Raw genomic sequence first — 15,212 nt, forward strand, 5'->3', positions numbered from 1 at the left:
CATGTTAGGCCCGTATCCGTTTCAGGTGGACGAGCAACAGCGACACCGCCGCCGGCGTGACCCCGGGCAGGCGCGCCGCCTGACCGAGGGTCGCCGGCCGGTGACGCGCCAGCCGCTGGCGGACCTCGGTGGATAGGCCGCGTATCCCTTGATAATCCAGGTCCTCCGGCAAAACCATTCCCTCGTGGTGGGCACGGCGCGCGATCTCGTCGCCCTGGCGCACGATATATCCCGCATACTTGACCGAAACCTCAAGCTGACGCGCGGCCTTGGCGTCCGTGAGCGCCGCCTCGGAAGGCGCCATCTCGATGATGTCGTTATAGCGTACGCCGGGGCGCTTGAGGAGGTCGAACAGGGAGCTTTCGCGCGTCAGCTCCTGACCGAGACGCGCGGCCACCGCCGGATCGCCGGGGCGCACGAACGCCGAGCGCAGGCGTGCCTGCTCGCGGGACACGGCCTGCTCGCGGGCGCGGATCTCGCGATAGCGGGCATCACCGATGAGCCCCAGACGATGCGCGACCTCGGCCAGGCGCTCGTCGGCATTGTCTTCGCGCAACAAGAGCCGGTGTTCGGCTCGGGAGGTGAACATGCGGTACGGTTCGGTCAGGCCCTGGGTGATGAGGTCGTCCACCAGCACCCCGAGATAGGCCTCGTGGCGGCCGGGCCACCAGGCACCCTCCGCGCGCGCCGCGAGCGCGGCGTTGATGCCCGCCAGGAGACCCTGCGCGGCGGCCTCCTCATAGCCGGTCGTTCCATTGATCTGGCCGGCGAAGAACAGTCCCTCCAGGGCCTGGGTCTCCAGCGAGGGCTTCAGGTCGCGCGGATCGAAGTAGTCGTATTCGATGGCATAGCCGGGACGCGTCAGTACCGCCTTGTGCAGGCCGGGTATGGAGCGCACCAGGCGCCACTGGGCATCGAACGGGAGGCTGGTGGAAATGCCGTTGGGGTAGATCTCGGGGGTATCCAGCCCCTCGGGCTCGAGAAAGATCTGATGCGAGACCTTATCGGCGAACCGCACGACCTTGTCCTCTATGGACGGGCAGTAGCGCGGGCCGGTCCCTTCGATGGCCCCCGTATAGAGCGGGGACCGGTCGAGGGCCGCGCGCACGATCGCGTGGGTCTCTTCGCTCGTCTGGGTGATATGGCAGGCGACCTGAGGGGGCCGCGCCGGCTCGGCATAGGAGAAATAGGGGGCCGGTTCATCGCCGGCCTGCGCCTCCAGGACCGAAAAATCGATGGTGCGGCCGTCGATGCGCGGGGGGGTGCCGGTCTTTAGGCGCCCCACCCGCAACGGCAGGGCGCGTAGCCGCTCGGCGAGGGCACGCGCCGGGGGCTCGCCCGCGCGCCCCCCGGCGTGCCGGCTCTGGCCCACATGGATGAGGCCTGCCAGGAACGTGCCGGTGGTCAGCACGACGGTGCGGGCGCGCATGACGAGGCCCATCTGGGTGACGACCCCCGCGACCGCGCGCCCCTCGACCACGAGATCGTCGACCGCCTGCTGGAAGATGTGGAGGTTCGGCTGGTGCTCGAGGACGCGACGCACAGCGGCCTTGTAGAGTACCCGGTCGGCCTGCACGCGCGTGGCGCGCACCGCCGGGCCCTTGCGTGCGTTCAGGGTGCGGCACTGGATGGCGGCGGCATCGGCGCAGTACCCCATGGCGCCGCCCAGGGCATCGATCTCACGCACCAGATGCCCCTTGCCGATCCCGCCGATCGCCGGGTTGCAGGACATCTGGCCCAGGGTCTCGATGTTGTGCGTCAGCAACAGGGTCTTGCGCCCCATGCGCGCTGCGGCGAGCGCGGCCTCCGTACCGGCATGGCCGCCGCCCACCACAATGACCTCGTAATGTTCCTCGTGCTCCATGCCGCAGACCTCCCGCGAAGAGGGGATGATAACATGAGCGCGGATCGGTCTTCGGGCGAGAGGTCGCGGCCCGCGGCGACGTCGCGCCTACACACCCCGTTCAGTATAGAAAACGCTGCCAGAGCGGCACAAAGGCCATCTCCGGGGTATTGCCGCCGCCTCCGAAGTTGGTGGCATTGGACACCCCGGGGGCGTACCGGATCTTCAGGTTGCCATTGATGTCATTGGTGCTCGAGTTATTCCCGAGCGTCGAGGTGGAGGTATTGTTGGTGTTGGCGGTGTCGATCATGCCGGTAATGGTCCCGGTGCCACGGGCCGTCAACGATTCGCCGGCCGCGACCACGCCAGTCAGGTCCGAATTGCCCTCGAGGGTCACAGCGCCCCCGGTGATGATGCCGCTTGTGGCATCCGACCCGCAACTCGCGGCGCTACCGGTCGTGGTCCCACCACTCGTGCAGAGATAGCCCGTGACCGTGCCGCTCGGCTGGGTGGTATCACTGGCCGCGGTCTCGGTCGTGGCATTGATGGCGGGGATCGCCGTGGATGCCGCCCCGGCGACATAGACCGTCCCGCCGCCGCTATAGGGATAGTCGACGGTGCCGCCGCTCAGCAGCACGGCGTTGGCCACTGGCCCCGTACCCTCCCCGGGGCTCGTGGTGTTGACGCCGTCGGGACACACGTTCACCGGAATGACCGCTTGGTTGCAGACATTGGGCATCTGCCCGTAGGCGACGATATCGTTCAAGGTCTTGACATCAACGTTGCCGGTCGCCACCAAAGTGGCGTAACCGGGCGTGCCCGACGTGCTGTCGCCGATCACGCCGCTTGCGACGGTAAGGTCGCCATAAAAGAACAGCACCGCGGGGTTCGGGGTGCCTTTGATCTCCCACTGGCCGTTGTTGTCCGTCGGGGGTGCGATGCAACCGGTACCGCCGCTTGCGCACAGGGCCGCCGAGCTCGTCGGGAAGGAGGCGAACGAGGTCGTGCCGGTGGGCGTGAGGCCCGGGTCGTTGGCGAACGTCACCTGCGGGTTGCCCTGGGCATCCACCGACAGGATGGCGTTGGCCTCGCGCGTCAGGTTGTAGGTGTTGATAGACGGCGACACGACGCTCGAGGCGTCGATGTTCTGGGTGCAGGTGGCGGTCGCGCCGCAGCTCTTGCCGGTGCTGTCGGTGATGGTGCCGGTGGCCTGCGCCGCGCCGGTGACGCTGGCGCTGCCCTGAATGCCGAGATTACCGACCACGGTCAGCGAACTGGTGCCGGTGTTGATGGAGACGTTTCCGGTCAGGACCTGGCTGCCGTTGATGAGAAAGGCGTAATTGAGGGGCGTGAATGTGTAGATCGTGGCGGCGTGGAGATAGGCGCGGATGGCCGCCGAGCCAGTCGGCGTCGTGCCCACCGCGTCGACCTCGATATCGCCATTGGTGGCGAAGGTGTTGTTGACCACCGTGGCGGTGTAGTACCCGCCATTGCCGTTAGCGGGGGCATGATCGACGACCACGAGCCCCGCCGGCACCGAAGTCGCGCTGAGGTTGCCGGCCGCGCCGCTCGCGCACGTCGCGCTCGGCGAGCCACAAAAGAGCATGTTGAAGTATTCGGCGGACGCGGTCAGGGCGTCCTCGGCGTAGCTTTGGGCCTGGGCGCGCGTACTGCTCGTGTCTTGTGACCGGCCACTCGCCTGCAGGTGACTGTAGGCACCGTAGAGACTGGCGGCCAGGGCCGCGCCCACGGCCAGGATCATGATAAGAGTGGATACGCCGCGTTGGGTTTTAAGGGATGTGCGCATAACGACGCCTCGCCACTCAGGGCAGGTTGGACAGACAGACGTTGACCGGTACCTGATCGGCCTGATGGGCGAAGAAACCGCCCGTCAGGGTCTTGGGTATCGGCAATTGCAGGGTCACGAGCGGGTGCAGCACCGGGTTGCCGACGATTTGCGACCCGCGCAGATCGCAGTCCTGGGCATCGGTGACGGTGATGGGCGCGAGACCTGAGGTCGCGACACTCGGCAAAACCGTCTCGATGTCCCAGTTGGCGGCGGTATTCATGGCCGTGGCCGTACAGCCCCCGCCCGGCACCTCTTCGTAATAGACGAGCCGCAGGTTGCCGGCGTTGCTGTTGGCGCCCTTTATGACCTGCAGACCGGCGCAACCGCTGGGCGCGCCCGCGGCGGGGATCGACCAGTCCCAAAAGATCCCATTGCCCTGAGCGCGGCTCTTCGGCGGTATAGCCACCGTGGTGTTGTTGCCGGGTCCCGAACCCGTGACCAGCACCACATCGGTATTCAATTGGGGGCTTGTGATCCCGTAACCGGCATTGGCGATGTTCATGACGTCGAAGTCGTAGTTCACCGCCTCGCTCAGGGTTTGCTGGCCCACCACCCCCTGATCGATCAGCGAGCGCGAGACCGGCACATAGAGGATCATGGCGGCGAGCACGAGCAGCGCACCGATCGCCATGGCGACCATGAGCTCGACTAGGGTAAAGCCCTTAGTGCGCGATAGTGACACTGCGAGAGACTCCGAATGTGGTCCAGTGGGCGACGGCGGTGAGCTCCGTTACGGGCACCTTCGCGGTGGGCGCAGTCGCCGGCACCGGCACTTGCGCCACTGTGCAGCGGATGTCGAGGGTGAACGCAAGGCCCGCGTACGTGGTGGCCGGTACGGTATTGGTCGCGCCGGGGGCCGGGCACAGCTGGCCGGGCGGGCGACTATCGAGCAACGCGAGCGTGGTGTTCAAGACATCCTGGCGCTGGCTGTCAAAGACGTTGTTGTCGACAGCATGGTGCAGACCAAACCCGACGCCGATGGCGATCAGCAGAAAGATGACGAGCGAGACCAGGGTCTCGATGAGCGTAAAGCCCCTAGAAGACATAGCTGTCACTCGCCGCGGCCCCACCTGTGACGCGCGCCTGGAAGGTCCATTGGCCGTTGGCCGCCGCCGGCCAGTAGCAAGCGCCGGCGGACGCCGTGGCCGGCGTGGTGGCCGCAAGCAGGGGTTGACCGAGCGGACTGAAGGCGAGACAGGTGAGCGCCGACTGGTTGATGGTGAGCTGGACGTTGGCCGGCACCACGCTCACGCGGATCTGCACGGGACCCGCCGAGGGCTTGGTATTGCCGGCGCAGCCGCCGTGACTCCCGGTACAGACGTACAGGTACTGCTGGCCGCCTTGGGTGATAAGCTGCAGAGACCAGTTGTGATAAGGGGTCGTGGACGCCGGCGGGTTGGTCAGGGCGCTGGCCATGGTCATCTGCAGGGCCGTGCGCACGCGCGCCTGGGCGACATGCACATTGTCTGTCCCAAGCCATGACAGGAGGCCCAGGAAGCCGGCGCCGAGCAGGATGGCGATGATCGCAAGCACCACCACGAGCTCGACCAGGGTGAGGCCGCGGCTCGCGCGAGTCGCGCTCAGCGGGCGATCCGGATACCGGCCACCCATGTCACCACCCCACCACGGTCGTGCCATTGGGCAGCACCTCGCAACGGTCATTCAGGCTGTCCAGATAGAAGACCTCGTTGGGGGGCAAGCCCGAGGCCGCCGTCGGCGTGGCCGACAACGAGTAGCTTGGGCCGGAGGGGGCAGCGACGTTGCACACCCCCGTGTCCGGGTTCTGGATGGCGTAGGTGAAGAGCGGGCTTGGGTTGTTGCCGGGGTTCCAGCCCGGTATGGCGTTGGCGACCAGGGTCTGGGTGCCCGGGTAGGCGTTGTTGTTCTGGTAATAACGCTCCATGAGGGTGGACAGCAAGACGAGATTGCTCTCGGCGCGCCCGATCTTGGCGTCCTTGATGTAATGCGAATAGACGGGGATGGCGATCGCCGCGATGATGGCAAGGATGGCGACCACGACCATGATCTCGACGAGCGTCAGACCCTGTTGCGACGCGAACCGCCGCTCGTACCGCATCCCTGCCACCATATACCACGACTCCTTTAAGTTGGCGTCTCCAGGGCGCGCCCCCGCATGGTGCCCGGCGAGGGGCCACGAGGGATCCCGCGATGCGAGCGGGCCCATCCAGTGATGGATTGTAGACTGCGCGGCCAGGGCCATCGGCCCAAATCGGAGCGGCTGATGAACGGTGGGCGCTGGGTGACCGAAGGGCCGGGGGCTGCAGGGACGGGGTGCGTAGGCAGGTGCGGACAGAACCCCTATACTTGGGGTCGTGGACACCCCACTATCCCACACCACCAGCCTGGCGCTCGCGCAGGCCGCGCTCGAGACGATCTTGGTCGGCAAGACCGAGTCGGTACGGCTGGCCCTGTGCTGCGCGCTCGCCGGCGGCCACCTGCTGCTGGAGGACGTGCCCGGAGTCGGCAAGACGACGCTCGCCTACGGTCTGCAGGCGGTCCTGGGGCTTGCCTTCAAGCGCGTGCAGTTCACGGCCGACCTGTTGCCGGCCGACGTCATCGGGGTGTCGATATTCGATCCCGAGGCACGCGCTTTCAGTTTTCACAAGGGGCCGATCTTTACTCAGCTGTTGCTCGCAGACGAGATCAACCGCGCCACCCCCAAGACCCAGAGCGCGCTGCTCGAGGCATTGGCCGAGGGGCAGGTCACAGTTGATGGCGTACCGCACCGTCTGCCGCAACCGTTCTTCGTGGTCGCCACCCAGAACCCGCACCACCAGGTCGGCACCTTCCGCCTGCCGGAGTCGCAAATGGACCGCTTTCTGATGCGCCTGACCCTGGGCTATCCGGACCGCGCCGCGGAACGTCAGATCCTGACCGGCGGCGACCGCCAGGCCATGGCCCGCCAGCAGGCGTCGCTGCTCACCGCCGCCGATCTCGTGGCCTTGCGCACCCAGGTACGCGCGGTACGCTGTGCCGAGGCCTTGCTCGATTACCTCCAGGACCTGTTGGCGGCGAGCCGCGCGCGGCCCGATTGGGGTGGCGGGTTCTCGCCGCGCGCCGGGCTCGCGCTGCGCGATGCCGCGCGCGCCCATGCGGTCCTCGAGGAACGGGACTACGTGCTACCCGAGGATGTGCAGGCGGTGGCGGTGGCGGTCCTGGCCCACAGGCTCCCGGCCGGCGACCCCGAGCGCGAGGTGCGCGCGCTGCTCGAGACCGTGGCCGTGCCATGAGCCGCCCGGCCCAGACGCTCGGGCGGCGCTCCATTTATCTGTTGCCGACGCGCGAGGGTCTGTGGTTTGGCGCGACGGTCTTTGTTCTGCTGCTCGCCGCCGTGAACTATGGCAACGGGCTTGCCTATGCCGTTACCTTCCTGCTGGCCGCCTTCGCCACCCTGTCGTCGGCGCAGGGACAACGTAACCTTCTTGGGCTCGTGGTCCATGAAGGTCTGCCACGTCCGGCCTTCGCCGGTTCCCCGGTGGCATTCCGTGTGATCCTGGTAAATCCCACGGACAGCCCGCGGCTCGGGGTCACCATCACCGGGCACCCGGGACCGCCGATCACAGTCGATCTCGCCGCCCGCGAGCAGCGCGCCACCGAAGTCCCCTGGCCCACCACGCAGCGAGGGGCGGTGCCGGCACCCACGTTGCGCGTCAGCAGCCGCTATCCGTTCGGCCTGCTGCGCGTGTTTTCGCGACGGATCGCGCTCGAGGATGCGGCGATCGTCTATCCCCGGCCGGCGCCGTTCGCGCCCCTGCCCCCGGGATGCGCCGGTGACGATCACGACCTCGATGCCGCGATCCTTCATGGGGGCGGGGGCGGCGACTTCACGGGACTTGCCGACTACCGGCCGGGCGAGAACCCACGGCACATCCACTGGAAGGCCTTGGCGGCTGGTAAAGGCGTGCTGGTAAAGCGCTTCGCCGGACTTGCCGAGCGCGAGATCCAGCTTAGCCTGGACGCCGGCCCAGACCTCGAGGAGGGCCTTCAGCGCCTGTGCCGGCAGTGCCTGGATGCCGAAAAGGGCGGTTACCGCTATGGGCTCGCCCTGGATCCGGTACGCATCCCTCCAGGGGCAGGGACCGCACACCTCGAGTACTGTCTGACATCCCTGGCCTTGTATGACGGCACGCGCCGCTGAGCCCGCGGTTTTTACCCCTCCGCCGCTCACAGCCGCGCTGATAGTGCTCGCCTGCCTGCCGCTGCTTGCGCATCTGCCATGGTGGACGGTAGCGACAGCCCTGGTGTTTACAGGCTGGCGCTACGCGCGTGACCGCTATGTCGCGCGCGCGCCACGAGTGCTGCTCTGGCTTTTGGTGGCGGCCGTCACGCTGCTCGTGTACGCGCACTTTCATACCCTGTTCGGCGAGCATCCGGGCTTGAGCTTCTTGATCATGCTGCTTGGCCTGAAATGCCTGGAGTCCGACTCACGCCGCGACGCCGTGGTGTTGGTACTTCTGTGCTACGTCACCCTGCTCGGCGACATTCTATTCCAGCCTTCCATGGCCATGGGCGCCTTCGCCTTGCTGTTCCTGACCGCGTCGTTCGTGGCCCTGTCGGTCATCGCCCAACCCCGTGGGCTTGGCATGCGCCAGCGCGTCCGTCAGAGCACGGTCATCATGCTGCAGGCCATCCCCCTGGCGGCGCTCGCCTATGTCGTATTCCCGCGCATCGCCGGGGGGCTCTGGCACAGCGCACCACGGCCAGTCGGACAGACCGGGCTTACGCCCGACCTTCGGCCGGGGTCCTTGAGCGCGCTGTTATCCTCGCGCGCGGTGGCCATGCGCGTGATCTTCCACGGGCCCCGCCCGGCCCGCGACCGGCGCTACTTTCGCGCCTATGTCCTGACGGTGACCAACGGACGGGTCTGGCGGCCCGGGCGACTGCGCACCGTCGGCCACACGCAAGGAGGCCCCTTTAGCTCCTATACCGTGCTTTTGAATCCCACCGGCAACCGCGTGCTGCCGGCCCTCGACTGGCCCCTCAAGGTCCCGCGCGGGGACACGCTCGGACCTGGAGGGGTAGTGCGCGCCCGCCATGCCGTGCGGCATCTCGTGCGCTATCGCGTGACGAGTGGCGCGCGCCGCTACGGCCCGCTCACCGCCGCCGGGCGTAGGCGCGATCTGGCCCTGCCCGCCACCCTGAATCCGGGTATCCGGCGACTGGTGGCGCGGTGGCGCAAGATAAGCTCGGCGCCGGGCGCCCTGGCGAAGGACGCCTTGAGCTATTTCGTGAGGCATCACTTCGTCTATACCTTGAATCCGCCGACCATGGGACGCCATCCGATCTCGCGCTTTCTGTTCCATGTGCGTGCCGGCTATTGCGAGGACTATGCCGCGGCCTTCGCCACATTGATGCGCGCAGCCGGCGTACCGGCACGCGTGGTCGTGGGCTTCTTCGGCGGGGAATTCAACCCCGATGGCGGTGATGTCATCGTGCGCAATTACGATGCCCATGCCTGGGATGAGATCTGGGTACGAGGGCGCTGGTTGCGCATCGACCCGACCGCAGTCGTGGCGCCGGGGGCGCTCCAGGAGCGGTGGCCCGCATTTCGGCGGTTCTTGGAACATGGTACGACGTTCCAGGGTTCGCGATCGTGGTGGGACCGGGTCCACCATCGCCTCGGGCTCTGGCGGGATGCGGCCACGACCGAGTGGGATAACTGGGTGGTGGATTACAGCCGCCGCCGCCAGGCCGAGCTTTTGCGACGGCTCGGCTGGCGCGACGCCGGTCCGCTGGCCTTGGGCCTCGCGACCCTGATCCTGGCAATCACCGCCGTCTCGCTGGTGAAGACGCTCGGCGGACGGGTGCGGCGCGTACGCGACCCGGCGCGCAGCGCCTACGAGCGCTACTGCCGGCGCCTGCAGCGCGTCGGGCTTGTGCGCACCGCCGGTGAAGGGCCTCGGGACTTTGGCCTTCGTGCCCGCCAGGCGCGGCCGGATCTGGGTGCCGAGATCGCCACCATCACGCGCTGCTATGTCGAATGCCGTTATGGCGAGCGCCGCGAGGCCTTGGCGGAACTGAAGGCCCGTGTGGCGCGCTTTCGACCACGGTCCCGGTCCCGTTAGGGTGCATGCGCGGCCCTACGGTGGACCACCAGGAGCCACGTGGTGCCGAGAATGAAGGCGAGCGGCGAGGCCATGAGGATGGCGAGCTTGCCGGCTACGCGGTCGGGGCCGGGCGGGAACGCCAGGGTGTTGATGAATAGCGCCATCGTAAATCCGATACCACTCAACCAGGCGGCGCCGCCGAGATGGCGGGGGGCGACACCGCTGGGTAGGTCGCCAAGCCGCAGATGCGTGGCCAACCACGATACGCCCCCCACACCGCAGAACTTTCCGAGGAGTAGTCCAAGGAACACCCCGAGCAGGACCCGGCCCTGGGCGGTAAGGTCGTGGACCGCCAGGGGCAGGTCGGCGTTAGCGAGCGCGAACAGCGGCAGGACGCCATAAGTGACATAAGGGGCAAGGCGCCGCTCGAGGCGCCGGGCAAGCGCTGTGTGATCCGCGGTGGCGTCGGACGGGCCGGGCAATGCGACGGCCACCAGCACGCCGGCGAGCGGCGGGTCGATGCCACCGCGCCACAAGGCGGCCCATAACGCGCCGCCCATGATCAGGTAGGGCCAGATCCAGCGCCGGCCGCGACGAGCCAATACCAGCAAGGCGACACACACCAGCAACGCCCCTACGAGCGGCAACGGCCGGACACCGCGATTGTAGTAGAGCGCGATGACAAGGATGGCACCGACATCATCGACGATGGCCAGCGCCAGGACGAAGATCAGGAGATTGCGCGGGACGCGGCGGCCGAGCGCGGCGAGCGCGGCGGCGGCAAACGCGACATCGGTGCTCATCGGGATGCCCCAGCCGTGGGCCGCGACACCCCGTCGATTAATGACGTGATAGATGAACGCTGGAAGCACCATGCCGCCGACGGCCGCCAGCAGTGGAAGGATCATGGCGCGCGGATGGCGCAAGGCCCCGTGCGTGACCTCGCGCTTCAGTTCCAGGCCGATGACCAAGAAGAAGAGCGTCATGAGGCCCTTGTCCACCGCGGCCTGGAGGCTGAATGCGAGGTCCGGTCCGAGCGGGTGCGTGGCGCGCCAAAAGTCATGGTAGGCGATGCCGTAGCGGGAATTGGCGATGATCAAGGCGAGCAGGGCCGACGAAAACAGCAGCAGCGCCCCTACGAGCGGCCCTCGACCCCTCACATCGTGGACGGTGGACACGGTGGTTCTCCTGGAATGAACGGGGCCCGCAGGTCCCGTGCGGCGATTATACGGAAGGCGTGACAGACATTCACAAAAACCGGTCGGCGCGGATCTCGCGGCCCGCATGCGTGATCCGGCAAGCGCGGACAAGGGGCGCGCGTGCCCTGCGGCCGATTTTTGGCGCGCGTCCTGACAGGCCGGATGCCGCGATCGGGGCGGCCTCGAAATAAGGGGCTGGTGAGGGGGTCCCGGCGAGCGCGCTGTACGCGCCTTGGGCGAATGGCGGGTTTGTGTGGGGTTGGCGGGTCTTGGGGTGGGCCGCAGCGGCCGCTATTTGCCGATACAGAACGCCGCGAAGATGCGGCCGAGGAGCTCCTCGCTCGTGAATCGGCCAGTGATCTCGCCTAGGCCTTCGTGGGCGAGGCGCAGCTCCTCGGCGACCAGTTCCGCGCTCCCCTCCCCTTGGTGCGCAAGCGCGGCTTCGATGGCGCGCTCGACCTTCTCGAGGGCCACGACATGCCGGCGGCGGGCGGTAAACGCGCCCTCGGCCTCGGTGTCGTGGGCGGGGGCCAGGAAACGCGCGCGCAGCCCGGCGCGCAGGGCTGCGATGCCGGCGCCGGTCGGCGCACACACCGCGTAGCCCTCGGGACAGGGGCCGCTGGCGCGCCCGCTGATATCGATCTTCGTGTAGATGATGAGGCTTCCCGGCGGGGTCGGGGGCGACGGTGCGCCGGCACTATCATCGACGAGCCACAGCACACAGTCGGCTTGTGCCAAGGCGGCCTCGGCGCGGCGTATGCCTTCGCGCTCCACCGGGTCGTCGGTGGCGCGCAGCCCGGCGCTATCGGTCAATTCCAACGCAAGCCCCTCGATCACGATGCGTTCGCGGACCAAGTCGCGGGTGGTCCCCGGGTAAGGGCTCACGATCGCCGCCTCGTGACCGGCCAAGGCGTTGAGCAGGGTCGATTTGCCGGCGTTGGGGGGCCCGCGATCGCGACCCGCACCCCTTCCCGAAGGACGCGGCCTTCGCGCCCGCGCCGCGCGGCCTCGGCGATATCCGTTGAAAGCGCGGCCAGTGCCTCGGCGAGTGCGGTATCCCCGGCGATATCCAGGGCCTCGTCGGGAAAGTCGAGGGCCGCCTCCACATGGCACCGTAGGTCCGCAAGACGCCCATCCAGGGCGCGCACCAGCGTCGAAAAGGCCCCCTGCAGGGTATTGGCGGCGGCGCGCGCCGCGCCCTCGTGCGCGCTCTCTATGAGGTCAGCGACCGCCTCGGCCTGCACGAGATCGATTTTGCCGTTGAGAAACGCGCGCTCGGTGAATTCCCCAGGACGTGCGCAGCGCGCGCCCTGGGCAACGAGCGCCTGGACGAGGCGATCCAGGACCACCGGGCTACCATGGCCATGGAGCTCGAGGCAATGCTCGCCGGTGAACGAGGCCGGGGCCGGAAAGAACAGCGCGACACCCTGGTCGAGCACCCGCCCCCGTTCGTCGCGAAACGGTAATAGCGTGGCGACGCGGGCCGGCGGAACGACCCCGAGGACCGCCAGGGCAAGGCGCGGCGCGAGCGGACCGGAGACGCGCACGATGCCGATGCCGCCCATGCCGGGGGGTGTGGCGATCGCGCATATCGTGTCGGTCAATCGATGCCCTTCAGGTCTTGTCCACGCGGCGCATCACCCATTGTTGCTGGAGGATGGACAGGACATTGTTCGTGACCCAGTACAGCACCAGCCCCGCCGGAAAGAACAGGAAGAATGCCGTGAAGATGATCGGCATCACCATCATCACCTTGCGCTGTGTGGGATCCATCATGGCCGGATTCAGCATCTGCTGAACGAGCATGGAGATACCCATGAGGATGGGCAGCACGAAGTACGGATCGGGCGCCGCGAGATTGTGGATCCAGAGCACAAAGGGGGCGTCGCGTAACGCCACGCTATCCAGCAAGACCCAGTAGAGGGCAATGAACACGGGGATCTGGACGATCATCGGCAGACAGCCGCCGAGCGGATTCATTTTCTCGGTCTTGTAGAGCTCCATCATGGCCTGCTGGAGGGCGGTCTTGTCGGAACCGTGACGCTCCTTTAAGGCCGCCATGCGCGGCTGGAGCTTGCGCATCTTGGCCATGGACTTGAAGCTCGCCGCCGACAGCGGGAAGAAGATCACCTTGATAAGGACCGTGAGCAAGATGATGGATACGCCCCAGTTGCCCACCACGCGCTCGATGTGGGCCAGTACCCAATAGAGGGGTTGGGCGAGTACGGTAAGCCAGCCGTAATCGACCGTGAGATCAAGGCCCGGGGCCACTTTTCTAAGGACCGAGGGTTTTTTGGGGCCGAGAAAGAGCCGGGTCGTAAGGGTCGCGGTGTGGCCTGGGGCCACTACCACCGGCTGGGCCGTCTTGTAGCCGATGATATAACGTGGGCCTTCGAGCACCGAGCTATAAAAGATGGCCGACTGCGTGGCCGCCGGGATCGCCGCCCCCAGGAAGTAATGCTGTGAAACCGCCACCCACCCGCCGGTTGCGGTGACATGCAGGGGGTGTTTGACCATGTGCGGGAAGGGCAGCTTATGGTATTTGTGGGCGGGGCTATAGAAGGCCGCGCCGACATAGATGGGGGCCGAGTGTAAGAAGTGCGTCGCAGGCGCGGGGCTATGCACGAACTGGTTGTAGAGATACACCTTTATCGGTTTTTGGCCGGTATTAGACACGGTGTAGCGTATCGGTACGGCGTAACTCGAGGGCGTAAACGTATAGGTCTTGACGACACGCACCGGGCCCTTGTGCCAGTGGAACCGTACGTGCACGGGCTTGGTGTCGGCCGTGATGCGCGAACCGGGATAGCGGGTTGCGTAGAGCGTGGTGTGGTTCGGTAACGGCACCCGGCCGAGAAGGCCGTTTTCATTGACGAATACCCTATGTCCGGCGGGTTTTAGTAAGGCGTAGGGGCGCTGGACGTGGCTTTTGGCGGCGAAATAGCCGTGCAAGGCAAGGCGCGTGATGTCGGCGCCCTGGGTGTCGAGGGTCGCGGTCAGGACCCGGGTCTTCACGACCAGCGAGGCGGCATGGGGCAAGACAGGGGCCGCGGCATGGGTAGGCGCGGGTAGCACCGTGGTGGGCGCGGCCGGCGTGGCTGCCTGTCCGGGGGGCGCTGGCAGGGCACTCGTGGTAGCCACCGGATGGGTCACGGGGGCATGCCAATGTTGCCAGTCCGTCCACAAGAAGAACAAGATGACGGCAAGCAGGACGTAAAGTACCGGGCGATAACTATTCATGATCGGGGTTTCGGACAACCTCAGCGAGGAACGGGGTCATGCCCGCCAGCGTGCCATGGATGGCAGCGGGCGATGCGTTTCACGGCGAACCACAGGCCGCGGAGTGGCCCGTGGCGGTCTATGGCCTCGATGGCATAGGCGGAACAGGTCGGGTGGTAACGACAATGCGAGCCGAGCCATGGGCTTATAAAGTACTGATAGCCGCGAATCACTTGTATTAGGGCTTTGCGCATAAACGACAGATCTTGTGCGACAGGGACGCTAGGGCCTCGGTAAAGGCCTTAGGGTCCGCGCGGACCGCATCGGGATAGGCGACGACCACGTAATCGAGGGGGCGCAGACGCGCCTGTTCACGACGGAAATATTCCCGGATCCGTCGTTTTATCTTATTCCTTATAACGGCCTTGCGCGATACCTTGCGGGATACGGCAAGGCCCAAGCGCGGATGCTCAAGGCCGCTTGCCAGGGCTATGATCCCCATAAAGGGGTGACGGACCTTCTTGCCGGTCTTGAATATCTCCTGATAACGCTCGGGATCCGTCAGGCGCACATGCCGCGCAAAACCTTGAGTGCCCCGAGCCACCGCACGTCAGGCGCTAAGACGCGCGCGGCCCTTGGCGCGCCGCGCGTTGATAATCGCGCGCCCCCCGGGCGTACTCATGCGGGCGCGGAAACCGTGGGTACGTTTACGCTTTAAGACGCTGGGCTGGAATGTTCTTTTCATGGCAAACCCTTAAGGTCAATGAGTCTCAAAAGGCCGGAACACTACGAGGTCCGCGCGTATTTGTCAACGATACGGTGGGCGGCGAATGAGGTTTTGATATCTTGTGGATAACTGGGGCCCGTCCTAGACTATCGGCCCTGCCCCCTCCCAAATCAGGTTGAGATACCGTGAGTCAGCCGACCATCTGGAAAAAATGTTTGGACCGGCTCGAAGAGGAGCTGTCCGCACAGCAATTCAATACGTGGATCCGGCCGCTTCAGGCCGAGTGGGATAAGAACTGTTTACGGTT

General features: G+C 66.5%; 15 protein-coding genes and 1 pseudogene. 4 read left to right on the plus strand and 12 right to left on the minus strand.

Going from position 1 to position 15,212, the window contains the following annotated elements; translation table 11 throughout:
- Positions 1-4 precede the first annotated feature (4 nt).
- The 6 genes from mnmG to C4900_RS15490 form a co-directional block, all read right to left on the minus strand.
- Entirely contained in the window at positions 5-1,864 is a 1,860-nt protein-coding gene (gene mnmG / locus C4900_RS15465) for a tRNA uridine-5-carboxymethylaminomethyl(34) synthesis enzyme MnmG (protein ID WP_114283434.1), read from the minus strand.
- A 100-nt stretch (positions 1,865-1,964) separates the two neighbouring features.
- The gene (locus C4900_RS15470) at positions 1,965-3,650 is read right to left on the minus strand and encodes a hypothetical protein (RefSeq protein ID WP_147267203.1); all 1,686 of its coding nucleotides are present in this window, start codon (positions 3,648-3,650) and stop codon (positions 1,965-1,967) included.
- 16 nt (positions 3,651-3,666) lie between these two features.
- On the minus strand, positions 3,667-4,374 hold the full coding sequence (locus C4900_RS15475) for a PulJ/GspJ family protein (RefSeq protein ID WP_114283436.1): 708 nt from the start codon (positions 4,372-4,374) through the stop codon (positions 3,667-3,669).
- Positions 4,355-4,738 (minus strand): PulJ/GspJ family protein, encoded by a 384-nt coding sequence (locus C4900_RS15480; protein WP_065969265.1) that lies wholly within the window; start codon positions 4,736-4,738, stop codon positions 4,355-4,357. The genes C4900_RS15475 and C4900_RS15480 overlap by 20 nt, the downstream gene beginning before the upstream one ends.
- Positions 4,728-5,330, minus strand: coding sequence for a prepilin-type N-terminal cleavage/methylation domain-containing protein (locus C4900_RS15485; protein WP_170132572.1), 603 nt, complete (start codon positions 5,328-5,330; stop codon positions 4,728-4,730). Before C4900_RS15485 ends, C4900_RS15480 begins: the two co-directional genes overlap by 11 nt.
- On the minus strand, positions 5,305-5,781 hold the full coding sequence (locus C4900_RS15490; protein ID WP_170132578.1) for a type IV pilin protein: 477 nt from the start codon (positions 5,779-5,781) through the stop codon (positions 5,305-5,307). The genes C4900_RS15485 and C4900_RS15490 overlap by 26 nt, the downstream gene beginning before the upstream one ends.
- Before the next feature lie 244 nt (positions 5,782-6,025).
- On the opposite strand from C4900_RS15490, the gene C4900_RS15495 reads away from it, so the two are divergent.
- The 3 genes from C4900_RS15495 to C4900_RS15505 are packed head-to-tail and all read left to right on the plus strand — an operon-like array spanning position 6,026 to position 9,778.
- Positions 6,026-6,943 (plus strand): AAA family ATPase, encoded by a 918-nt coding sequence (locus C4900_RS15495; protein WP_218060422.1) that lies wholly within the window; start codon positions 6,026-6,028, stop codon positions 6,941-6,943.
- Positions 6,940-7,851: a DUF58 domain-containing protein gene (locus tag C4900_RS15500; protein ID WP_114283443.1), complete on the plus strand. Its 912-nt coding sequence runs from the start codon at positions 6,940-6,942 to the stop codon at positions 7,849-7,851. Before C4900_RS15495 ends, C4900_RS15500 begins: the two co-directional genes overlap by 4 nt.
- Positions 7,832-9,778 carry a transglutaminase TgpA family protein gene (locus C4900_RS15505; protein ID WP_114283445.1) on the plus strand — a complete coding sequence of 649 codons (1,947 nt, stop codon included), beginning with the start codon at positions 7,832-7,834 and terminating at the stop codon, positions 9,776-9,778. The genes C4900_RS15500 and C4900_RS15505 overlap by 20 nt, the downstream gene beginning before the upstream one ends.
- Here C4900_RS15505 and nhaA read toward each other — a convergent pair.
- From nhaA to rpmH, 6 genes and pseudogenes are all read right to left on the minus strand, one after another.
- Positions 9,775-10,938, minus strand: coding sequence for a Na+/H+ antiporter NhaA (gene nhaA / locus C4900_RS15510; RefSeq protein ID WP_211307008.1), 1,164 nt, complete (start codon positions 10,936-10,938; stop codon positions 9,775-9,777). The genes C4900_RS15505 and nhaA overlap by 4 nt on opposite strands.
- A gap of 312 nt (positions 10,939-11,250) precedes the next feature.
- Positions 11,251-12,524: pseudogene (mnmE, locus tag C4900_RS17495) on the minus strand (tRNA uridine-5-carboxymethylaminomethyl(34) synthesis GTPase MnmE).
- 49 nt (positions 12,525-12,573) lie between these two features.
- Positions 12,574-14,199, minus strand: coding sequence for a membrane protein insertase YidC (gene yidC / locus C4900_RS15520; RefSeq protein ID WP_147267204.1), 1,626 nt, complete (start codon positions 14,197-14,199; stop codon positions 12,574-12,576).
- Between the two features lie 20 nt (positions 14,200-14,219).
- Positions 14,220-14,432: a membrane protein insertion efficiency factor YidD gene (yidD, locus tag C4900_RS15525; RefSeq protein ID WP_083995764.1), complete on the minus strand. Its 213-nt coding sequence runs from the start codon at positions 14,430-14,432 to the stop codon at positions 14,220-14,222.
- Positions 14,417-14,782: a ribonuclease P protein component gene (rnpA, locus tag C4900_RS15530; protein WP_065970087.1), complete on the minus strand. Its 366-nt coding sequence runs from the start codon at positions 14,780-14,782 to the stop codon at positions 14,417-14,419. Before rnpA ends, yidD begins: the two co-directional genes overlap by 16 nt.
- Positions 14,783-14,788: 6 nt before the next feature.
- Complete coding sequence (gene rpmH, locus C4900_RS15535; RefSeq protein WP_083995763.1) at positions 14,789-14,923, minus strand: 50S ribosomal protein L34; 135 nt, start codon at positions 14,921-14,923, stop codon at positions 14,789-14,791.
- Between the two features lie 182 nt (positions 14,924-15,105).
- Here rpmH and C4900_RS17500 point away from each other — a divergent pair.
- Positions 15,106-15,212, plus strand: a 107-nt coding sequence (locus tag C4900_RS17500; RefSeq protein ID WP_411675240.1) for a DnaA N-terminal domain-containing protein, incomplete at its 3' end; no start/stop codon positions are given.

The organism is Acidiferrobacter thiooxydans (assembly GCF_003333315.1).
Classification (GTDB): Bacteria; Pseudomonadota; Gammaproteobacteria; order Acidiferrobacterales; family Acidiferrobacteraceae; genus Acidiferrobacter; species Acidiferrobacter thiooxydans.